Genomic DNA, 22,571 nt, shown 5'->3' with positions numbered 1-22,571 from the left:
GAATATACTTGACCTATTTGGCGACATGTCATTTTCCAATTTCCACAATTAGTATTTAAGGAAATTTTAAACAATCAATATCCAATATTATTTCCGGATTATTGGAGATTGATTCTTTACATGAAGAACTTTTTTTTGGCTGGAGTAATTAACAATCTAGTCGTTCTGAACAACTATAATTTATTAATACTCTTCCTAAAATTTACCCAACCAAATCCTCCAAAAAGTAGGCTAAAAACTATTAATGACAGATAGGTTTGTAAGCTTCCGTTTGTGTGTTGATTCTTGAAAGTTTCCACTTTAAACTTTTCCCAATTTTCGCTATTTACAGGTACTTCACTGAATATTTTTGGGTAGAAATACAGTCTCATTTTTTCATGAAATTTGCTCGTTTCATCCAGAAATTGTAATTGATTGCTCAAGCCCGCTTGTGCAATCTCGTTAAGTTGCATTTGCGTATGAATTGTTGGAATAAAACGTGCTATGTTATTACTTGCATTGTTACGTTCTATCAGTTTTTCTTTGAAAGCGGTAGCCTGAGTATTAGCGTCTGCATCACCAATTTGTTGCATGGCATAATACCACAACCAACTAAATTCTTTATCTGGCAAAGGGAACTTTTTAAACTGAGGATAGCGTGCGTAAAACTTGTTCATTGTCATGGTTTTGTCCATATCCCATTTTTCATGATAGCCTTTTCGTTGCTTTATTGTTGTTGCCAATGCTTCTGGAACTGGATATTTATTCACTAGATAATTATTGAGCGATGCAGGCAAAATAATGATAAGTACAATCCAGATTGATAGTAAAATAACAGCATTTGCATTAGAGTTTTTCTGTAATGATGCTACCCAAAAGCAGACACCAAACCAAAAAAAGATGTACAAAATTGCTAGACCAACAAATGCCCAAAAGGTATTTGTGAGTGGGATATGCAAAAAAGGAATCGCTAAAAATAGTAGGAGCAACAGTACGGAAATTACTGTTACAAATCGGATAAAAAATAGTTGGAAGACATATAAAAACAAGTTTTTACTCTGAATAGTCACAATTCGCCAAGTGCCACTTTCTTTTTCTTCCGAAATAATATTGTAGGTAAAAGCGATAATTATTAATGGAAACAGGAAGATGAGTACAAAACTAAAGTCAATATTTCCCAACAAAAGATTCGTCGGATTATTCAAATCTGCATCATATTTCTGCGCTTCTAGTCCTCTGATGGTAAGGCTTTGAATAGATGAATTGACATCTCGTTGACCAATCGACAAACCATTGATGGGCAATGTTTCGTTAACGAAGGAAAACTTCAAATAATACAATAATAGTCCTATTTCATCTTTGTGATAATTGACATTTCTGGCAATGTATTCTTTTTGATACCTTGCTGTTTCAATAATATTTTGCTGTTGCTTTTCTATAAATTGTTTGCCAACAAAAAGACTGACAATTCCTGCAATAAGTAAAAAGCTTAAACCAATTTTTACGCTATTAGACCGTATAAAATTCTTGAATGCTAAGACTATCATATTAAATTGCTTTTAAGGTTTTAGACAGTATTCTGATAAAAAATAATAATAGCCCTATCCAAAAAATAAAGGCAAAAATGGAAATGATTTCATGGCTAAAAACTGTACTTACTTCTGCTTCTTTATAGGCAAATTCGTGCATTTCTTCCCAATGTTTTTTGTCGATAGTATGAGGTTTTTCACCTACTGCTGGTTTTTTATTACTGATGAATTTTATTTGTAATTCATTCATTTTCTGAGCCATTTCGTAGCGATATTGCTCTGCTTGCTCCTGAAAATTTATGTAAGAAGCAAAATCAGTACTTGCCAATGCCATCGACAAGTTTTTAATCGCCATAAATGGATTCAAAAATGCCATTACCTTCGAAAAACTATTTTGTTTATCGTAGATTTTTAGCAGTTCTTCTAAATGATGATTGTAAATATTGGCACTGATTTTTTCACCTTCTGCCATCACAAAACCGCTGTAATTGAAGGGCAACTTTTGGACAGAATCAACTTTATAAACAGTTAAAAGTGAATCTTTCAAGCTTTTGTAATGTGAGTCATCAGGATTGTGACTATCGCCTTCTTTCAAAATGTCATTTTCTATATCAGCATTGAATTTTGCTTTTGACGGAGCAGTATAAATGTAAGCTCCCAAAGCCTGCGAACCTCTTGGAATGACAATCGTCAACATCAACCAGATCCCAATCAATGAAGTAAGAGCCGTTTTTGAGCTTTTACTAATGGCAGAAATCAAAACAGCGATGACACAAAAAATAACCAAATAGATAAAATAAACCAGTATAATCAAGAGTAAACGGATACTTTCGTCTATTGAAATATTCATATTTTGAAGTAACGACCAAAGTAGAATTGTAGCAATAATAATCGGAATAAAAAGCATCATTACTACGCTAATAATGCCAAGACTTTTGCCGATTATTAATGCTTTCCAGCTTACTCCTTGACTCAATAGTATTTTGAGCGTTCCGTTTTCTCGTTCATAAGCAATACTGCTAAAGCCCAAAAAGAAAATCAGCAAAGGCAGTAAAACCTGTAAAATCATCGCAATGCTGATTTCACCAAACCGCAACATTCCAGTTGAAAAACCAGCTTCTGAGAAGTTGACAGTATTTTGTTTATGAGCTTCTAGAAAAATAGTATTGCCCAAAAAGCTTTCCATTCCAAAATCAAAAACACTCAGTGGAGCTTTTGGACGAAAAGCAAAATGCCCAAAATGTGCCATTCGATGGGGATGTTTGTCGGGATTACTTAGCCAATCTTTTCGGGCTTGTTCTTGGTATTTTGCTCGTATTTCGTTTTGTTTCTGAAAATTTATCCAACCGGAAAAAGCCGCATAAATCAGCAGTAAACCTATAAAAATCGTCAGCATAAATACTGCCTTATTTCTGAAGGCAGTATTTCTAAAATGCTTGGCGATAAGGATTTCTGTATGTGAAAACATATTATTAAAATTTGTACGTCAATGTCATTGTCATATTTCTTGGTGCAGCAGGGAATAAACGCAAGTAATTTTGCGCTCCAAGCCAATAGGTTGTATCAAAAATATTCCCAGCATTCAAGGCTACTTGTACATTGCTGTTGTTTGGAGTGTAATAAAGTGCTGCATCAAAAGTGGTAAAAGCAGGTACTTCAAATGCACGAGTAAACCACGGAATTTTACTGCTTTGATGTTGTACTCCCAGACCAATGCCAAGGTCTTTGAATGAAGAAATACTTTGGAAATTATAGCGAGTCCAGATATTAAAGCTGTTTTTTGGCGTATTTTGCTTTCTTGCTCCAATCAAAGATTCGTCATTGTCTTTCACAATAACGGCATCAATGTAACTGTATGAGGCATTAATTTGCCAATTTGGCATCATATAGCCCGCAATATCCCACTCAATTCCACGGCTTCTTTCAGCTCCACGAGTAACCAATAAATCTGGATTTGTTGCATCGTTGGCATTCATCAAAATATTTTTCTGATTGATTTCGTAGAAGGCAACATTCAATCTTACTCGGTTATTGAACAAATCGGTTTTAATTCCCAACTCTTTCAAATCACTTTTCAGTGGGTCAAATTGGCTACCCGCAGGCAATGAACCCGTTTGTGGCATCAGCGTTACAGTATTAGATTGTGGCTGAAAACCTTCCAGATAATTACCATAAACATTAATGGATTTATTGACAGAATAAGTCAAACCGACTCTAGGTAACAATGCTGTTTTTTCTACCGTCAAAGGATTGTTGGCTTTGTAATTGGTAATATCTTTAAACCATTCGTTTCTTAAACTGAGGAGTAAAGTGAATTTATTCCATTGTAATTGTTCTTGAATATAAATGGCATTGGTTGTGGTTAAAGCTGAAGGCAAAGCAGTACGAACGTTCAATGTATAATCTTCAACATTGCGGATGGTATAAGTTGGATTCGCCAAGTCGAAGTGATTTACGTTAGGTTTGGGCAATACTTTTCCACCAACTGTAATCGTCTGATAATTGGCAGCATTGGCCAATACAAAGGAACTTGCCACAGAACCATCTTTCAACAAATAACCACGAGCCGCATTTTGTCCGCCACCTTTCAATTTTTGCCAACTGTTCAAATCGTAACCAACCAATAATTTATGACTGGCTTTTCCTGTTTTAAAATCAAAATTGAAATAGCTATTTAGGTTATCAATATTCCAATATTGCTGGCGCTGAATGAATTGCATTGCCGCCAAGTTTGTTACAGGCTGATTATTAATATCTACCGCAAAGGCGTTGGTGGTGCGGTGTTCTTGTAAATTTTCTGTCCAAGATTGTTTCATGTAAGAAGTATTAAAACCAATATTTTGGCTAAACTTATGAGCAATATTTCCCATAATAATTACTTCTTTAGATTTGAAAAAATCGTTCGGAGCACCCAAATTCAAGCTTATTGGCGTACTGTTCAAATCCGTTTTACCAGCAGTTGCTCCAAAAATTGGCTGACCTCTGTCCAGATTTCCCGTCATATTACTAAAAATCAATTCAGCATTAATGGCGGTTTTGTTATTAGGAATATAACTGAATGAAGGAGAAACTAAGACCGACTTATTTCCGACCAAATCTCTGAAAGAACGAGCTTCTTGATAAGCTGCATTGACACGATACAACAGAGTTTTAGCATCGTTTAAAGGGCCAGTAAAATCCAACGTTCCTCTGAAAGTACTAAAACTTCCTACGCTCATGCTTACTTCTTTTCTATCAATTGTCAAAGGTTTTTTGGTAACCAAATTGATACTTCCGCCTGGATCAACCGATGAAAATGTAGCACTGGCTGGTCCTTTAATTACTTCTACCCTTTCAATATTTGTCGTAAGTGGTTGTAAGAAATAATACTGACGAGTACGCATTCCGTTGATAATTTGTCCTTCTTCATTCTGACTAATGCCTCTAATAGAATATTGATTATAATAACTTGATGGAATGACGCCACTTGCAATTTTTACTGCATCTGCCAAGTAAAAAGCTTGTCGGTCGGCAATGAGTTCTTTGGTAACTGTTGAAATAGATTGTGGAATGTCTTTATTCAAAGCAGATATTCTGGTAGCCGAAAAAGAGTATTCGCTGTTATAATCTTTGGCAATTCTTCCCAATACTTCAACTGTTTGTAATTCTTTGTTTTCAGGATTTAACTCAATTTTCAAAAAAGCACCATTTGCTTTTACTTGATAGCTTTTGTACCCAACCGAAGAAATTTTAAGTGTTCCTTTTCCTTCAATTTCAAAATTTCCCTCAGCGTCTGTTAAAGTACCTTTGTTGGTATTTATTAATTGGATATTTGCTCCTTTTATTTTTTCTCCAGTCGTGGCGTCGCTTACTTTTCCTTTAGTGGTTTGAGCTTGTAAATAAATAGAGGTTAATACAGATAAGATGGTAAAAAAGTATTTCATAATATTTTGTGTGTTAGGTTTTATACCGTTTGCAAATACAATTGTTCTAATTCGTTGGCTGAAATATCCTTAGCATTAACCACTGAAACCAAATTGCCTTCTTTCATAATTCCGATGCGATGTGCTACTTCTTTGGCTCGGAAAATATCATGCGTTGCCATCAAAATTGCCGTTCCGTTGTTAGAAAGTTCTTTCAAGATTTCTGAGAATTCGTTCGAAGCTTTTGGGTCTAAACCAGAAGTAGGTTCATCCAACAGTAAAGCTTTGGCATTTTTGGCAATGGCGATTGCAATACCCACTTTTTGGCGCATTCCTTTTGAATAACCGCCTAAATTTTGCTGATGAGCAGTCTCTTGAAGCCCCGCTTTACTCAAAAAAGCACTGAGTTCCTTTTTTGAATAGGAAAAGCCTGCCAACGAACTAAAAAATTCAAGGTTTTCGATGCCTGTTAAGTTTGGATAAAGCATTACCGTTTCAGGTATATACGCTAAGTATTGTTTGGTTTCAAGTACATTATCACTTACAGAAATATTATTGATGGAAACTGTTCCTTCACTTGGTTCTATAAAGCCCAAGAACAAATTAATGGTTGTGGTTTTGCCCGCTCCGTTTTGTCCTAACAAGGCGAAAATTTCACCTTCATTAATAGTTAAATTCAAACAGTTGAGTGCTATTTGATTATCATATCTTTTTGTTAAATTTTTAGCTGTTAACATGTCTATTGACTTTTTTATATTTGCAACAATATTGCAAATATAAGATAACTTGTTTTATTTGCAATATTGTTGCAAATAAAATTTATCAAAATATTCCTCATACTGATTTAATTTTATCCAATATTTCAGTCTTTAAATCAGTTTAAGATTAGAGAGATTTTTAGCTATTCTTAGCTCCGTTTCAAGTATAATTTTAGCTCGTTGTAGGAAATTTGCATTAAGTCTGGACATTTTAAAAATTGCATGCAGATAATAGACTTATGTCATTTTAATGTGATTCTTTTTCTATTTCAATTTTTTAATAAAAAGAAACTCACTACTTTTACGATAATTTATAATCAGTCTAAATAAATGACCTTGATTTTACTAATTAGATGCCAAGTAGTCTAAGTCATTTTAATTATCATTAAACAAGTATTTCAAAATATTATCATGAAAAAACTAATCATTGCATTATTTACAGTTGTTTCATTCACAGCGAAATCGCAACAAAATGTACTGTTGGATCAGTCATTTTGGAAAAACCAACCTAGCGTAAGTGCGATTAAGGCTGAAGTAGAGAAAGGTAATAATCCATCGCAACTCAATGCTATGTCTTTTGACCCAGTAGTGATGGCTATTAATGCACAAGCACCTAATGAGTCTATTAAATTTTTATTATCTCAGGCTGGAAATACAACCGATAAATTAACTCACGATGGTCGTACTTACTTACACTGGGCTGCTAGTAAAGGCAATGTGGAAATTATGGAGTTTTTAGTTGCTAAAGGTGCAAAAGCGAATGTAGAAGATAGCCACGGGTTTACGCCCTTAAACTTTGCTGCTACAGGCGGACAAACGAATACTCAAGTGTATGATATTTGCTTACGTAGTGGTGCTAATTTGAAAAAAGACCTTAACCATGATGGAGCCAATGCACTTTTATTGGCTGTGGCAAATGACAAAGACCTTGTATTAACCAATTATTTTGTATCGAAAGGACTTGATTTAAAAAGTACTGATGCAGAAGGAAACAACGCATTTGCTTATGTAGCCAGAAGTGGGAATATCGTTGCCTTAAAAACATTGTTAGAAAAAGGAGTAAGTGCTACTGACCAAGCCTTTGTTTTGGCTGCACAAGGTAGTCGTAGAGGTGCAAATACGATTGAAGTATATCAATTTCTTGAAAGTTTGAAATTAAAACCAACGGCTATCAGCAAAAGTGGAGAAAATGCACTTCATTTTATCGTGCGTAAACCTAAGCAAAATGATATTATTGCTTATTTCTTAGCAAAGGGTGTTGATGTGAACAAAGCTGATAATGATGGAAATACAGTATTGATGAATGCGGCTTCGTCAAGTCGTGATACAAGTGCTTTGGGCTTGTTGCTTCCTCATGTAAAAAATATCAATCAAGGTAATTTAAAAGGCGTAACGGCTTTAGCGATGGCAGTTCGTAGTAATTCACCAGAAATTGTGCAGTATTTGCTAAACAAAGGTGCTTCGGTAAATGTAACTGATAATAATGGCGATAACCTTGCCGCATATCTTGTTCAGTCGTACAGTAGCGGAGAAGGTCGCCAAGCATTTAATGGTCCAAAACCAGAAGACTTCGATACGAAATTAAAAGTACTTCAAGAAAAAGGTTTTAATGCGAAGACTCCACAAAAAAATGGCAACACATTGTTTCATTTAGCGATTGCTAAAAGTGATTTATCTTTGTTAAAGCGTATTCAGGCAATGGGAGTGGATGTAAATGCTAAAAATAGCGAAGGACTTACCGCTTTGCACAGAGCTGCGATGATTGCCAAAGATGATGCCATCTTAAAATATCTTTTATCAATTGGTGCTCAGAAAGAATCTGTTACCAATTTCAAAGAAACAGCTTTTGATTTAGCAAGCGAAAACGAAACATTAGCTAAAAGTAAAGTATCTATCAATTTTTTAAAATAAAATTAGCGAATGAGTGAGTTAGTGAATTGTGAATTAGTGGTTTATCGTAAATAATTGATAATTAATTATTTGAAATGCTAATCACCAATCACTAACTCACAACTCACTCATTCACAATTCACACATTCACTCAATAAATTATGCGTAATTTCTGTAAAATTGGCTTTTTTGTTATTCTATTAAGCCTTGTTCAATCTTTTACTTCATCAGCACAAACAGCTACTACTAAGTACAAATGTATGATTCAAATGACTAACTACATGGGCGAAGGAGCATACATCGTTGTATCTGTTGTAGATGCAAAAGGTGCTTATGACAAAACCTTGTATGTATTAGGTGCCGATAAAAAATGGTATAAAAGTTTAAAAGAATGGCATAAAGCTTATTCTAAAAAACCAAGTAATATTAGTGCCATCACAGGAGCTTCTGCTGCTGGTGGCGATAGAAGTGTTATCGTTTTCGAAATTGAAAATTCAAAGCTTAATGCAAACTATAAATTGCGTTTTGAAAGTGCAGTAGAAGATAAACCATACTACGTTAAAGACCTTGAAGTACCTTTGACTACGGAAGGACTTTCTGCTAAAAGCGAAGGTACAGGTTATATCCGCTATGTACGTTTTAGTGCTAACTAACACATCATCTATCTATGACAATTTCAATCTGGAGATACAGCCACTTAATACTGGCTGTATCTTCTTTTTTATTCCTTACACTGGCTTCGATAACGGGTGTTATCCTTGCTTTTGAACCAATCGTCAACAACGTAAATGCTTATCAGGTAGATAATTTTAAAAACATTAATCTATCTCAGACACTTCCACAACTCAGGAAAAAATATCCAGATATTAGTGAATTAAGTGTTAATGCCAATCATTCAGTTTTGATAAAAGCGAGTGATATAGACGGCAAAAATGCTTCTTTTTATGTCAATCCACTTGATGGAAAAGTATTGGGTGTGCCTTCTCCGAAAAATGAGTTTTTTCAATGGACAACCGATTTACACCGCTCTCTTTTCATCCACGAAACGGGTCGTTTTTTTATTGGTTTAACGGCTTTTTTATTACTTCTGATTACCATTTCTGGAACGATACTTATCATTCAGCGACAAAGAGGCGTAAAACGTTTTTTTACCAAAATCGTCAAAGAGAATTTTGCGCAATATTACCATGTGGTTTTAGGACGTTTGTCATTAATTCCCATCTTCGTGATTGCTCTGACGGGAACGTATCTTTCTTTGGTCAGATTTGAGCTTATCAAAAGTGAAAAAGTATCCTTACAAGTAGATTTTGATGCCATAAAATCTTCGCCAGTACAAAAACCAGAAGACTTTACGATTTTTAAAAACACCAAACTATCAGAAGTAGAAAGCATAGAATTTCCTTTTTCAGAAGATGTTGAGGATTATTATACTTTTAAACTGAAAGATAGAGAACTTGCCGTCAACCAAATTACAGGAGAAATTCTTGCTGAAAAACAATATCCAACGGCTCAGTTATTGACCAATCTTAGCCTCGACCTGCATACAGGTAGAGTTAATTCACTTTGGGCAATTATTTTGGCAATTGCTTCTTGCAATATTCTGTTTTTCATCTATTCTGGCTTTGCGATTACTTTTAAAAGAAGAGCAAAAGGCATCAAAAACAAGTACAGTGCCGAAGAAAGTAAGTTTGTGATTTTGGTGGGTTCTGAAAACGGAAGTACTTTACAGTTTGCTTCGTCGGTTCATGAGCAGTTGATTCAAAGCGGCGAAAAATCATTTTTGGCTGAAATGAATCAATATCAAGTTTATCCAAAAGCTGAATATTTGTTGGTGATGACCGCCACTTATGGCTTAGGCGATGCTCCGACCAATGCCCAAAAGTTTGCGTCATTGCTCGCAAAATATCCACAACCGAATCCTATTCGTTTTTCAGTTTTGGGCTTTGGTTCGCATGCTTATCCAGATTTTTGTCAGTTTGCTTTTGAAGTAAATCAATTATTGAATCAGCAAAATTGGGCAAAACCTTTGGTGGGAATTCATACTGTTGCCGACAAATTGCCCGACGATTTTGGTTTATGGGCTGAGGCTTGGACACAGCAAACGAATTTGTCAATTTCCTTGAAAATTGAGCGTCCTAAAGTAGAAGAACTGAGTACTTTAAAAGTGCTTCAACATACAAAAGATACTTTTTCGGAAAATACTTTTATGCTTCGCCTCGCTCCACAAGAAAAAGTAAAAGTTACTTCTGGTGATTTATTGGCGATTTATCCAGCCAACGACCACCGAGAAAGATTGTATTCGATTGGATTGATAGACAAAGAAATTCAATTGAGCGTTAAACTTCACGCAAACGGTTTAGGCTCAAATTACTTATACAATTTGAATGCTGAGGAAACGATTTCTGCCAAAATCGTCAGAAATAAAGCTTTTCATTTTCCTAAAAAAGCGAGTTCTGTGATGATGATTTGTAACGGAACAGGTATTGCTCCTTTTCTGGGCATGATTAGTCAAAATAAAAAGCAGATTCCTTCACAGCTTTATTGCGGTTTCCGTACTCATACTTCTTTAGAAATTTACCAAGCATCACTCAAAGCATTTCAAGAAAATCAGCAATTACAAGGCTTAAATATTGCTTTATCGAGAGAAGGAACGAAACAATATGTAGGCGATTTAGTGAAAAGAGATGCTGAACAATTTGCCGAAGTGTTACAGAACAAAGGCGTAATTATGATTTGTGGCTCGCTTGCCATGCAAAAAGATGTGGTAGAAGTACTGGATAATATTTGCCAAGAAAAAATCGGAAAAAGTGTAAGCTACTTCCAATCGCATGGACAGATTTTGATGGACTGTTATTAATTGTGAATGAGTGATTATCATAAATACTCGTGGCATGACTTCCTGATTGCCGTTGCCCGTGTCACCACGGGCAACAATGCCCAGATATTGCTAAATTGCGGTTTTCTTTATATTTATACGGAAAATTGCGTGAAAAAGATAGGCAAACCTATCTCCGAGATAGAAAATTCTATCTTTTTCACGCAAAAAACCGCAAAAAAGACCCGACAACCTATCATTTTGATGGCTCGTCCTATCAAAATGATAGGCTCTCCCATCTCCGAGATGGATTGATGATTCTTTTAGATAGATTGGCCTCTCCTAAATACTCATGGTATGACTTCCATTTAATTTAGATAATCAACAAATCTCTGCCAGTCATGCCATGAGTTGCATCTTCAAAAGAAGTAAAAAAATACGTTTGATAAATTTTTGGGAGAACGCTTGGAGCAAAACGTTAATGTTTGTTTTTAATTTGATATTTTAGTGAATTGGAAAAGCATTATTCTAACAATACAAAAAGTACTACAAAGCTTTCGCATATTAGCGAATTAGGCGTCAGCTAAAAAAGAGACAGGGCTAATCTAATCATTAAAGTTTTGATAGAATTAATTATAAAATTTGTAATTTCGACCTAATAATGGCAGACAAGGCATATATAACACCAAATGTTCTAAAATGGGCAAGAGAATCAGCAAGAATGACTGAGGAAAATGCTGCTACCAAAGTTTCTGTAACTATTGAAAAGTTAAAGGAATGGGAAACAGGCACTAGCCAACCAACTATTCGACAAGCACAAACATTAGCTAAATCATACAAAAGACCTTTTGCTTTATTTTTTTTGCCAGACATTCCTCGTGACTTTCAGCCATTACAAGACTTTAGAAAATCTGGTTCAAAAACACTGACAACTTCTTCAATTTTTATAATTAGAGAAATACAACAAAAACAGTCATGGATTAGTGATGTGTATTCAGAAAATCAAGAAGATAAGCTTCCTTTTGTAGGGAGATTTAACATAAATGACAAACCTCAAAAAGTAGCAAATGATATACTTACAACATTAAATATTAATCCATCATTTTACAAATCTGACAACCCAATAAAAGAATGGATTGATGCAGCAGAAACTAAAGGAATATTTATTTCACGGACAAGCTTTATTCATTCTCGACTGAAACTAGATTCTGAAGAACTACAAGGTTTTGCAATTGCAGATTATTATGCCCCATTTATATTTGTAAATTCAGAAGATTGGAATGCACCACAACTTTTCACATTAGTTCATGAACTAGCGCATATTTGGATTGCAGCAACAGGAATATCAAATGAGGTTGAACCTGAACAAAAACAAAAGGACAAATTTCATCCTGTTGAATTATTTTGCAACGAAGTAGCTGCAAACGCTCTTATGCCTAAAGAAATCGTTTTGAGTTTTGATGCGTCTTTGTTTCAATCTTCAAAAGACCTTTTTAAAATAGCCAAAAAATTTGGCGTTAGTTCATTCGCATTATTAGTTAGAGCATTAAATCTTAATATTATTTCAGTTCCTACTTATAAGAAACTTAAGAAACAAGCAGACATTGATTTTGCTGAATATTTAAGAAGAGAAGCTGAAAAGAAAGCAAAGCAAAAGCAGAAGGAAAAATCAGGTGGTCCCAATTATTTTTTACTTCAACTTAACAGAAATAGTAGATTATTTACTCAAACTGTTTTAGATGCATTTAGAGGGGGTTATATAGAACCAACTTTGGCAAGTAATCTTTTAAATGTTCAAGTAAATAAGTTTCAAAAATTAGAATCTCAATTAATTAGATAAACACAATGGCAAATAAATACTGTTTAGATGCCAATGTGCTAATTCAGGCATGGCAAAAATATTATAACCCAAAATTTTGTCCAGATTATTGGGATGTATTAATTAATCTTGGTAGACAAGATAAGATTTTCATTCCTGAATATGTTTATGATGAAATAGTAAGAACTGAAGACGACCTTTCTATATGGTTAAAAAGTAGCCAAATTCCAATCAAGAAAGTTAGTGAACAAGTTGCAAATTGTTTGAAAAACATCTACTCATCAAATCCTAATCATGTTAACTTGGTTGACAACACTAAGGGACGTTCTTTGGCTGACCCTTGGGTAATTGCACACTCTATACATGAAAATGCTACTGTAGTAACAAAAGAAGAAAAGGTGACAGCTTTAAATTCTAATAAGATAAAAATTCCAAATGTCTGTGACAATATGGGGGTACGTTGGATAAATGATTTTCAGTTCATTGACGAACTAGACATTAAATTCAAATGTACTTTAACAAAATAATGATTGGACAAGAAAGCGGAACCTTAGCTACTCCAAGTCTTTTTCTCCTACCAATACAAATATTAATCAAAGCGTCGCTTGTACCTATATTAAGTATTTCTTTTGAAACTGGAATATTTAAAAAGTCCAAGCCACAGGCTTGAACCAGTAAATGCCATACATCCAATAACAACCTCACTCCTACTTCACATGATACTTTGAAACATCAATATTGGGTGTCGAGAAGATTGTACCGTTATCTGAAATCAAAATAGCTTGATAGTCTGGATATTTTTTGAGGAGTTTTAAGCCTGCCTTTTTGCCCAAAACCATGATAGAAGTACTAAAACCATTGGCAACTTCGGCACTTGGACCTAATACGGTTACGCTGCAAAGTCCTGTGGCGGGATAGCCCGTTACGGGGTTGATGATATGAGCATATCGCTTGCCATTGAAAACCACAAATTTCTCATAACTGCCAGACGTTACCACCGCACTTTGCACTAATGGAATGATGGCAAAAAGAGTATCTTTTTTCATCGGATTCGTAATGCCGACCGACCACGCATTGCCGTTTGGGTTTTTCCCCCAAGTACTCATATCCCCCGAACCATTTACGATACCCGCCTTAATGCCTTTTGCCAACATCATATCTCTGCATCTGTCTGTTGCATAGCCTTCGCCCAATGCTCCAAAGCCAATTTTCATGCCTTTACGTTTTAAGAAAATGGTAGAATTTTCCTTGTTCAATTCAATGTTTTCGTAACCCACTTTTTCCACCGATTTTTTAATGGCTTCGGGGCTTGGCATCTGTTTCATTGAGCCATCAAATTTCCAGATTCTATCCATTGCCGCAAAACTAATGTCAAAAGCACCGCCTGTTATTTTAGATAAATTGATGGCTCTTTCGGTCAGGGCAAATACTTCTGCATCTACTCTTACGGGTTTTATACCCGCATTTCTGTTTACTTCCGATACTTGCGTATCGCTTTTCCAGTCGGAAATAAGGTTTTCAATTCTTGTAACTTCAGCAATGACACTATCAATATTATTTTCTGCCGACAAAGCATCATTGGCAACAATACTAATATCAAAACGGCTTCCCATCAATTTAACAGCTCTTTTACGAAGTACTTGAGCAGAAGTGTTGAAGCCAGCGACAAGGAAAAATAGAATGAGTATTTTTTTCATTGTAGGGAAAAAAGCATTGAGTATTTTTTTCAGAAATGGACAGTACAAAAACGTCGTAATCATTTAGAGGGATTTTAAATTAATCGCCAAATTTACTCATCAATCTTCAATAAAAGTATATATCATTACTTTTGAAATATTAGATTCTCTTAAAAGCTAATCACTTCAATCGCTTTTGCTTATTAAGCATTACAATTCTTGTTGTTTCATTGGTACTTTTGTACAAATTCAAACAACAGACGATATAATGAACATTCAAGATAATATATCCCGTAAAGACTTTCTTAAAAACGCTACTTTTGCGATGGGAGGATTGGCTGTTTCAAAAGGATTTTCACCTGAAAACCTCCCTTCAGAAAACGTTTTTCCTTCAACAAAAGATAAATTAAGTTTAAAAAATGTCCGTTTAGAAACAGGTTTTGACTACGAAGAAGGCGAAGTAATCGCTACAAAAACCGCTTTATTTTTGGTAGAAATTGAAAATGGCAAAATCACGAATATTGCTCCTAATCAACCCAATGCCAAAGCGATTGATGCCAAAGGGCATTTGATGCTTCCTTCGTTTAGAGATATGCACATCCATTTGGATAAAACTTTTTATGGAGATAAATGGCAGGCTATTCGCAAAAGAACGAATGGCGTAAAAGGAATGATTGCCTTAGAACAGAAAATCTTGCCAGAGCTTTTAAAAACTTCTACTTACAAAGCCGAAAAATTAATCGAACTTTTACAATCCAAAGGAACAGGTTTTGCCCGAAGCCATGTAAATATTGAACCTACTTCAAAATTACAATCGCTTAAAAACTTACAAAAAGCCCTTGAAAACAAGAAAAATAGCTTTGGGGCGGAATTGGTTGCCTTTCCACAACACGGTGTATTTTACACAGATTCTGTTCCTTACTTGAAAGATGCGGCACAAATGGACATTGATTTTATTGGTGGCGTTGACCCATTTACGATTGATGGAGCGATTGAAAAAACGATTGATTTTACTGTACAACTTGCTTTAGACAACAACAAAGGGATTGATATTCACTTGCATGAATCTGGAGAATCGGGCTTAAAAACGGTGGAATATTTAATCGAAAAAGTCAATGAAAATCCAGTGCTGAAAGGAAAAACCTTTGTAAGTCATTGTTTTGTGTTGGGAAAATTAGAGAAAACCAAACAAGAAGAAATAGCTGGAAAATTGGGTGCATCGCAGGTTGGTATTGCTTCGACAATTCCCATAGGTTCCTTAATCATGCCGATTCCTACTTTGTACAAATACAATGTAAAGGTAGTTACAGGAAACGATAGTATTATAGACCATTGGAATACTTACGGTACGGGTAGTGTTTTGCAAAAAGCCAATTTGATGGCTATAATACTGAATTTTTATTATCAAGAAGTCTCAAAATTGCCACAGGCGACATACTTCCCCTTGATGACAAAGGCAATCAACAATGGCCAAAAATTGGAGATAAAGCCAATATCGCATTTTTAGATGCCAGTTGTTCTGCGGAAGCTGTCGCTAGAGTATCGCCAGTTACTTCGTTGTTGCATGATGGGAAAATTGTATTTTAAAAACAAGAATCATCACGAATTGTAAAACCCTAAAAAGCGGTCGAAAAACTAATTTCGACCGCTTTTTAGGATTATTAGACAATGAAGTAATCAGATTATTCTAATTAGCATCCCACCAAACACGGGCAGAAATCATATCGTCACTGCCTTGTTTTGATGCTTCAACATTATTTGTTTGTCGTTCTGTTTCAGGATACATAAAACGTAAAGGTCGGTCATTGGGCGAAGCTGCATCCAACGAATTTGGAATGGCTGGAATCCCTAAACGTCTGAAATCATTCCATGCTTCAATACTGCTTATACTGTTGATAGCCAACCATTTTTGTTCAATGATTCTTGAAATAGTTTCATTGAATGCCACATTGGTTTGAGCAATATAAGCGGGTAATTGCGTTGTAGCGACACCCGTATAAACAAATGATTCTGAGATGGCTTGCTCGTATAATGATTTAGCCGATTGGTTTAACCATCCTCGCTGTGCTGCCTCTGCTTGAAGAAATAGACTCTCAAAAGAACTCAACATCACAGAAGCCTGAGTCGCACTTTTGAAAAGACCTGCCGCACGGTTTGTGTTTTCTTGTGGTCCTTTAAAGGCAGAAGTAACATTTCTGTTATATTGACTTTCAGCATTTGGGTTTCCAAACAATACTCCTTTGTATTCACCATTTACGGCTACATACAATTGTGCTAGTCTAGGGTCATTACGCAATTGATATTGTTGAAGTACAAAGCTTGTCGGTCTAATATCGGTGTAATTGGCAGTAGTAACTCCTTGTACATTGCGATAATAATTTTCCCAGAAAGGATTCATTTTTCCAGCAGTTAATAAATAACCCGGCTGAATCGTTGCTGATTCTCCAACACCCAAAAAGCCACTTCCTTCTTGTGTAATTTTTTGCATTTCAGCAGTGATGTATGCTGCATTGTTCGCTTCACTTTGACGCAATAATGCACGTAATTTAATTGTGTTGGCAAATTTCAACCATAATACTTTATTCCCTTTGAAAAGTATATCGTCAGTATTAGGCTGGCTACCGGCAGTGGCAGACTTTATATCAGTCATTCCTTCTGAAATTAGAGCAATAGATTTTTCATATACACTTTTCCCTGTTTCGTATTTTGGCGTTGGGAATTTAGTGCCTTGAAGTCCTTCGTCGAACGGAATGTTATTATAAAAATCGACTAATCTTAAGAAATGCCATGCCTGCATAATTTTTGCAATACCCGCATAAAATGATGCTTTTTCTGTTGTTGCTTGTTCTCTGATAAGCTGATAATAAAGGATATTCGTGTAGGCATTTTCCCAAACAGGAATACCATCTCTTTGGTGACGAATAGCCGGCCCATTATAATTTTTCATGTCAGGAAAAAGGTTTACCCCTTCGCTACTTGTTCCCCAATAACCACCCCAAAAAGCACCAATTTGGTTTATTTGAATGGTTTCCTGATTCACAGAACTAACCAAAGCAGCAGGTAATTTGGCACTCAAGCTTAAGTTTTCCGAAACTGGGGAGTTTGGATTATCATTTACATCCAAGAAATCACTGCATCCAGAAAGTGATACGGAGGTAAACAGTAAAAATAATTTAAGTATATTTTTCATTTTCTTTTTAATTAGAATCCAATATTAAATGTGAAACCATACGTTCTGTAAGGAGGTACTTGTCTGAAACTGATGTAACCATCCGTTGTATTATACAAGTATTCAGGATCACCATAATTATTGTCTTTATGTCTGATAATGAATAAGTTATTCGCTACAAAACCAATGGTTGCTTCTTTAAAGAAACGTCTATTCCCTAATACTTTAGATGGAATAGAGTAGCTAATATTCAACTCTCTAAGTTTGAAATAATCAGATTTAGCAGCCGTATTACTTTGTACTTCCCCTTGTTTTGTCCAATATGCTTTATCTCCTTTTGAATATACACTTGTATTTTCAGTATAAGTACCATCTGCATTTTGAATAACCGAGTTAGGATAAATAAATGGTTTTCTATCAAATTCTGCTGTTCTTGGATCTGTACCGGCGGTGTACATACGTGGTACAATTTCAGAATACAACCAACCTCCCATTCTCCAGTCGAACTGAGCATTCAACGTAAAGTTTTTGAATTTCAGCATTGAATTGATACCCATTTGGTAAGGTGGTACCATTGTGCCAAGATGTACTGGGTCTGATGCAATCAAAGGTTCTCCAGTTGAGGCATTGATTACTACTCGTCCTTGTGGGTCACGCTGATAATCACTTACTTGAAGACTTGGATACGCTTGTCCAATGTTGGCATAAGACTGGCGGAAGATATTAAACGAAGTAAGTCCTTCATATAATTCTTTTACCTGATTATTGATATGAGCAAAAGTAAATCCAGTATTCCAACGTAAATTTTTAGTACTGATAATGTCTCCGCTTATTGTTAATTCAACGATGTCATTCGTCAAACGTCCAGCATTCACGAGTGCACTGCTATAGCCTGTAGCCCTAGAAGTGGTAGCATTAAAGATTTGCCCTCTTGAATCAGAATGAATATAACTTCCTTCAACATTAAGTCGATTATTGAAAAATGCTAACTGAGCACCCACTTCAATAGATTTTACAAATTCTGGTTGAATGTTTGGATTCGGATAACGTGAACTAGGCGTAAAACCTACAAGGTTTCCAAAAGGAAATCCATTGATTTGACTATAAGCATTGTTAAGCGAATAAGGGTCTAAAGTAACGTTTCCTGTTCGGTTATACGAAGCAAAGAATTTCCCATAGCTTAAAGTATTTTGTTCTTTCAATGCTGCAATTGCATCAGTGAAGACAAACGAAGTACTTACGCCCGGATAGAAATAAGATCTGTTTTCTTTACTTAACACAGAAACCCATTCGTTTCTACCAGTAAGCGTAAGAAACAAGTAATTTTTATAGCCAGTTGTTAATTCTCCATAAGCAGCCATCGAACGATATTGTGTAATACCAACGCTACCAGTAAGCTCGCCAATACGGCTTCCAGGATTGAACAAATCTGGTAAAGTTAAATTACTTGAGCCCACAGAAGTACTTTTAGTTTCATCTGCTCTTAGATTTTGTCCAACAATCATTCTTGTAGAAAAATCACCGATTTCTTTTTGAAAAGAAAGGATTAAATCATTATTAACACGACTGAAATTTTCGTTTCCATCTGTCACCGAACCATTGACATTTCTTCTACCCGATGCTTCAAATTTTGCTACTGTACTTCTTGTTTCTGCTGTACGAGTATATAAACCAACTCTTTCAATAATTGATAGCCAAGGCATGATTGGGTATTCAAACTCCAATTTCCCATTAAATGTCTTTTGTTTTACGCTGTTACGATAAGCATCAATTTGATGATAAGGATTTTTTTGAAGGTCGGTAAAGAAGTAAAGCGGATTTGCCATACTGTTTGTTTCTTGCCAATTTACCAAACTCTTATAATCAATATTGGCAGGCAATTGATAAGCCGTAATCCAAGGACCATCAGGAGTAGTTTCACTTGAAAAATCTGAATAACTGACATTATACGATGTTTTTAGTTTTCCAAAACTACGTGTTCCGTTGAATCTACCATTGGTTCTTCGGCTTACATCTTCTGGAATAATCCCTTTAATATCTACATTTTGTAAAGAGAAAAAGTAAGTAGATTTATCGTCACCACCAGAGAATGAAACATCATTTTGCATATTTACGCCTGTCTGGAATAAATCAAGTCTGTTGTCTCTTGAAGGAGCGCCATAAGTAATCTGTGGAATTGTTCCGTCGGGAAGTGCTGTTCCAATCGGCTTTAAAGTACCATCAAAACTTGGACCCCATGATTCATATTGTGTTGGGCTATAAACGCCATTAACACCTTGTCCAAATTTAGTTTGTGCTGGAGGCAACATGAATACTTGCGAGAAAGTAGTTGTATGACCAAAAGTTACACGTCCTTTTTCTTTAGAACCTGTTTTGGTAGTAATCATGATGGCACCGTTTACGCCTTCAGAACCATACAGAGCCGCTGCATTTGCGCCTTTTAAGATTGTGATACTTTCAACATCGTTTGGATTCAATCTCCCAATTTCTGGTACAGGTACACCATCAACCACATAAATTGGAGCGTTTTTACTTCGGTTTAGCGAACGGCTTCCACGCATTACAATTTGTAGTTGAGGATCTACTTTACTATCGTACATGTTTATACGTAGCCCTGCTACTTTACTGTTTAGACCACTCAAAGGATTAACCGTTTTTCCTTGATTTAGGTACTCATTACTGACTACTTGCGCTCCACCACCAAATTCTCTGGATGCACGCTTTATTCCTAAAGCCCCTGTAACAACAACTTCTTCGAGCTGATTGATTTCACTAAGTAATTGAATCGTCAGTTTTTGGGTAAAATGTTTACTTTCAACCTGTATTTCTTTCTTTTGATACCCAACATACGAAACAATTAGCGTTTCTCCTACTTTAGCATCAAGCTTAAAGCTACCATCTTTATGAGAGCTTACTCCCCTATCTTTTCCTTTGATTTTAACGTTCGCACCTGCAAGTGCTTCTCCTGTTTCTGCTATTACAATGTTCCCCTTTAGTATTCTATCTTGTGCAAGTGTAGATTGAATTGATAAGAGTAACAGTAACAAGCTAAATAAATATACTTGTACTTTCATAATGTATGAGTTTTGTATGTGATTGGCAACTTAAACTTATTTGGACTAAGTTTAAATAGTGAAGCAAAGGTAGTATTGGAATTTTTAAAATACCAAGGGTTTTTTAAGAAAATTTAACACCATTTTTTTGACACATCATTGTACTTTAGTAAATTTTTATCAAAAAATGACACCCAATTTTCCTTCTTTAGTATCGCATGTAAAACCATATTTTGAGAAAATCTCCTTTAAGATAAATAAGTGTTTTATTGTATTCTTCAAAAAAGAAAAAAGGGTCAAAATTGCCTTTAAAAGCTCTTTTGACCCTTTTTTAACTTTTAACAAATTACTCTAAATCTCCATTTCTAACAAAGCATAACTCAAAGCTTTACCATGTGTATCCATTGCCAACGAGGTCGTGACCCCACTCATTAAAGCTCCGTAACAAACAAATAGCAAAGAGGAAACATTTGGCATTTCATAGCGAATGATTTCACCAACAACAATTTCCTGCAAATGACTCTTTACCTTTTCAACAGTTACTTCTTGACATAACTTTTCGAAGTCTTTTTCATCAAAAGGAATCAGCGATAAAGTAGAGATATTGCCTTTATCTCCTGCTCGACTGTGGGCTATTTCATATAATTTCATGCTTCAAAAATGCTTGTTTGTGGTAAAATATCTTCTCGATTAATTAAAACAGAAATAATCCCTATTACTTCATTCACATACTTCCGCACGCCACCGCCACCTGCTGGTCCATTGGTATAAAGTGCTTCTACTTCTTCTCCAATTAAAGTGGCTTCATCAATTGTTTTTGCCTTTCCTGCCACTCTCAAACGAATTTCAGGCATTGTATTCGGAATTGAAATCGCATTGATACTTTGACGATGCACAGAATTTAAGCCTATATAATCTACTCTGAAATCATCAAATTGATTTTTTAAGCGTTTTTCAAGTGTCTTTCCTGCTAATTCTGCCCTTTCAAAAGCACTTGACCCAGCATAAGAAATTTCTCCTTCACCTAAAAAAAAGGCTTTGTATCCAACACTTACTTTATACGTATTTGGTCTTTGTTTCCCAGTTCCACCACTTACTTGCACTTGATTTTCAGCGATTTCTTGCAATTTTACCGTTGTAAAATCAGCAATGACATCAGGCGTGAAATATTCAAAGGGATTAATTACTTCGTACAATAATTGCTCTTTGGCAGTTTGTAAATTTACTACACCGCCCGTGCCTTCAACTTTACTAATAATGGCTGAACCGTCTTGAAAAACATCCACAAAAGGATGACCAAGAATGTCCATATTTTCAACGGGTTTTTTAATCGGGTCGGCAAAATATCCGCCAGTAATATGTCCTGCACATTCCATTAAATGTCCAATGACTGTTCCTTTTCCCATCAAATCATAATTGTCTGTTGCCCAATTAAATTCATGAATCATCGGTGCGAGAAACAATGATGGATCGGCAACTCTGCCTGTAATGATGATATTTGCCTCGTTTTTCAAGGCTTCTAAAATTCCTTCAACGCCTAAATAAGCATTGGCAGAAATCAATTCGCCCGAAGTAGTCAAAGGTTCATTCGTTTCTATCGCTAAGGCATTTTTATCAATTTTGTCAAAAACATCATCGCCACTTACAGCAGCCACTTTTACTTTTAAACCTAATTGTTGAGCGATTTCACTTACTTTTTTGGCGGCTTCTACAGGATTGGCGGCTCCCATATTTGTAATTAAACAAATCTTGTTTTTTACTAAAATGGGCAAAAGTGATGTGATTCTACGCACCAAAAGTGGGTCATAACCTTTACAGGGGTCTTGTAATTTACGTTTTTGGGCTAAAGCAATCGTTCTTTCTGCCAAGCATTCAAGTACCAAATAATCTAAATTTCCTTTTTCGGCAAGTACAATGGCGGGTTCAATTCTATCGCCCGAAAAGCCTGCGCCACAACCAATTCTAATTTTTTGTTTCATCA

Annotated in this window: 15 protein-coding genes; 6 read left to right on the top strand and 9 right to left on the bottom strand. The window is 35.5% G+C overall.

All coding sequences use genetic code 11. From position 1 onward, the window contains the following. Positions 1–173: 173 nt before the first annotated feature. The 4 genes from VB798_RS21675 to VB798_RS21660 are packed head-to-tail and all read right to left on the bottom strand — an operon-like array spanning position 174 to position 6,147. A complete protein-coding gene (locus VB798_RS21675) occupies positions 174–1,526 on the bottom strand; it encodes a DUF3526 domain-containing protein (protein ID WP_323689332.1) in 1,353 nt (450 codons plus the stop codon). Between the two features lies 1 nt (position 1,527). Beyond that, positions 1,528–2,976, bottom strand: coding sequence for an ABC transporter permease (locus tag VB798_RS21670; protein WP_323689331.1), 1,449 nt, complete (start codon positions 2,974–2,976; stop codon positions 1,528–1,530). 4 nt (positions 2,977–2,980) lie between these two features. Then, on the bottom strand, positions 2,981–5,431 hold the full coding sequence (locus VB798_RS21665) for a TonB-dependent receptor (protein ID WP_323689330.1): 2,451 nt from the start codon (positions 5,429–5,431) through the stop codon (positions 2,981–2,983). A gap of 20 nt (positions 5,432–5,451) precedes the next feature. Beyond that, on the bottom strand, positions 5,452–6,147 hold the full coding sequence (locus VB798_RS21660; RefSeq protein ID WP_323689329.1) for an ABC transporter ATP-binding protein: 696 nt from the start codon (positions 6,145–6,147) through the stop codon (positions 5,452–5,454). A 432-nt stretch (positions 6,148–6,579) separates the two neighbouring features. Between VB798_RS21660 and VB798_RS21655 the strand changes: the two genes are divergently transcribed. The 5 genes from VB798_RS21655 to VB798_RS21635 all read left to right on the top strand — a co-directional run bounded on the left by VB798_RS21655 (position 6,580) and on the right by VB798_RS21635 (position 13,219). Then, entirely contained in the window at positions 6,580–8,079 is a 1,500-nt protein-coding gene (locus tag VB798_RS21655; RefSeq protein ID WP_323689328.1) for an ankyrin repeat domain-containing protein, read from the top strand. Between the two features lie 140 nt (positions 8,080–8,219). After that, entirely contained in the window at positions 8,220–8,711 is a 492-nt protein-coding gene (locus VB798_RS21650) for a DUF2271 domain-containing protein (protein ID WP_323689327.1), read from the top strand. 14 nt (positions 8,712–8,725) lie between these two features. Next, the gene (locus VB798_RS21645) at positions 8,726–10,915 is read left to right on the top strand and encodes a PepSY domain-containing protein (RefSeq protein WP_323689326.1); all 2,190 of its coding nucleotides are present in this window, start codon (positions 8,726–8,728) and stop codon (positions 10,913–10,915) included. A 619-nt stretch (positions 10,916–11,534) separates the two neighbouring features. Next, the gene (locus tag VB798_RS21640; protein ID WP_323689325.1) at positions 11,535–12,713 is read left to right on the top strand and encodes an XRE family transcriptional regulator; all 1,179 of its coding nucleotides are present in this window, start codon (positions 11,535–11,537) and stop codon (positions 12,711–12,713) included. Between the two features lie 5 nt (positions 12,714–12,718). Beyond that, complete coding sequence (locus tag VB798_RS21635) at positions 12,719–13,219, top strand: DUF4411 family protein (RefSeq protein WP_323689324.1); 501 nt, start codon at positions 12,719–12,721, stop codon at positions 13,217–13,219. 180 nt (positions 13,220–13,399) lie between these two features. Here the strand turns inward: VB798_RS21635 and VB798_RS21630 are convergent, their stop codons facing one another. Next, positions 13,400–14,389 carry an FAD:protein FMN transferase gene (locus VB798_RS21630; RefSeq protein ID WP_323689323.1) on the bottom strand — a complete coding sequence of 330 codons (990 nt, stop codon included), beginning with the start codon at positions 14,387–14,389 and terminating at the stop codon, positions 13,400–13,402. A 247-nt stretch (positions 14,390–14,636) separates the two neighbouring features. Between VB798_RS21630 and VB798_RS21625 the strand changes: the two genes are divergently transcribed. Beyond that, positions 14,637–15,875 carry an amidohydrolase gene (locus VB798_RS21625; RefSeq protein ID WP_323689322.1) on the top strand — a complete coding sequence of 413 codons (1,239 nt, stop codon included), beginning with the start codon at positions 14,637–14,639 and terminating at the stop codon, positions 15,873–15,875. Between the two features lie 180 nt (positions 15,876–16,055). On the opposite strand, the gene VB798_RS21620 is transcribed toward VB798_RS21625, so the two are convergent. From VB798_RS21620 to VB798_RS21605, 4 genes are all read right to left on the bottom strand, one after another. Further along, complete coding sequence (locus VB798_RS21620) at positions 16,056–17,558, bottom strand: SusD/RagB family nutrient-binding outer membrane lipoprotein (RefSeq protein ID WP_323689321.1); 1,503 nt, start codon at positions 17,556–17,558, stop codon at positions 16,056–16,058. An 11-nt stretch (positions 17,559–17,569) separates the two neighbouring features. Then, complete coding sequence (locus VB798_RS21615; protein ID WP_323689320.1) at positions 17,570–20,611, bottom strand: SusC/RagA family TonB-linked outer membrane protein; 3,042 nt, start codon at positions 20,609–20,611, stop codon at positions 17,570–17,572. Positions 20,612–20,941: 330 nt separating this feature from the next. Next, entirely contained in the window at positions 20,942–21,241 is a 300-nt protein-coding gene (locus VB798_RS21610) for an AtuA-related protein (RefSeq protein ID WP_323689319.1), read from the bottom strand. Further along, entirely contained in the window at positions 21,238–22,569 is a 1,332-nt protein-coding gene (locus VB798_RS21605) for an acyclic terpene utilization AtuA family protein (protein ID WP_323689336.1), read from the bottom strand. Before VB798_RS21605 ends, VB798_RS21610 begins: the two co-directional genes overlap by 4 nt. Positions 22,570–22,571: the final 2 nt, after the last annotated feature.

The sequence above is a fragment of the Arcicella lustrica genome (assembly GCF_034930985.1).
GTDB lineage: Bacteria > Bacteroidota > Bacteroidia > Cytophagales > Spirosomataceae > Arcicella > Arcicella lustrica.
This window is presented reverse-complemented; position numbering and strand designations above follow the sequence as displayed.

Excerpts from the sequence above, each read along its gene's own strand:
- VB798_RS21625 (WP_323689322.1), top strand. The coding sequence starts at position 14,637 with ATGAACATTCAAGATAATATATCCCGTAAAGACTTTCTTAAAAACGCT.
- VB798_RS21630 (WP_323689323.1), bottom strand. The coding sequence starts at position 14,389 with ATGAAAAAAATACTCATTCTATTTTTCCTTGTCGCTGGCTTCAACACT.
- VB798_RS21675 (WP_323689332.1), bottom strand. The coding sequence starts at position 1,526 with ATGATAGTCTTAGCATTCAAGAATTTTATACGGTCTAATAGCGTAAAA.
- VB798_RS21650 (WP_323689327.1), top strand. The coding sequence starts at position 8,220 with ATGCGTAATTTCTGTAAAATTGGCTTTTTTGTTATTCTATTAAGCCTT.
- VB798_RS21655 (WP_323689328.1), top strand. The coding sequence starts at position 6,580 with ATGAAAAAACTAATCATTGCATTATTTACAGTTGTTTCATTCACAGCG.
- VB798_RS21660 (WP_323689329.1), bottom strand. The coding sequence starts at position 6,147 with ATGTTAACAGCTAAAAATTTAACAAAAAGATATGATAATCAAATAGCA.
- VB798_RS21670 (WP_323689331.1), bottom strand. The coding sequence starts at position 2,976 with ATGTTTTCACATACAGAAATCCTTATCGCCAAGCATTTTAGAAATACT.
- VB798_RS21610 (WP_323689319.1), bottom strand. The coding sequence starts at position 21,241 with ATGAAATTATATGAAATAGCCCACAGTCGAGCAGGAGATAAAGGCAAT.
- VB798_RS21635 (WP_323689324.1), top strand. The coding sequence starts at position 12,719 with ATGGCAAATAAATACTGTTTAGATGCCAATGTGCTAATTCAGGCATGG.
- VB798_RS21615 (WP_323689320.1), bottom strand. The coding sequence starts at position 20,611 with ATGAAAGTACAAGTATATTTATTTAGCTTGTTACTGTTACTCTTATCA.
- VB798_RS21620 (WP_323689321.1), bottom strand. The coding sequence starts at position 17,558 with ATGAAAAATATACTTAAATTATTTTTACTGTTTACCTCCGTATCACTT.
- VB798_RS21645 (WP_323689326.1), top strand. The coding sequence starts at position 8,726 with ATGACAATTTCAATCTGGAGATACAGCCACTTAATACTGGCTGTATCT.
- VB798_RS21605 (WP_323689336.1), bottom strand. The coding sequence starts at position 22,569 with ATGAAACAAAAAATTAGAATTGGTTGTGGCGCAGGCTTTTCGGGCGAT.
- VB798_RS21640 (WP_323689325.1), top strand. The coding sequence starts at position 11,535 with ATGGCAGACAAGGCATATATAACACCAAATGTTCTAAAATGGGCAAGA.
- VB798_RS21665 (WP_323689330.1), bottom strand. The coding sequence starts at position 5,431 with ATGAAATACTTTTTTACCATCTTATCTGTATTAACCTCTATTTATTTA.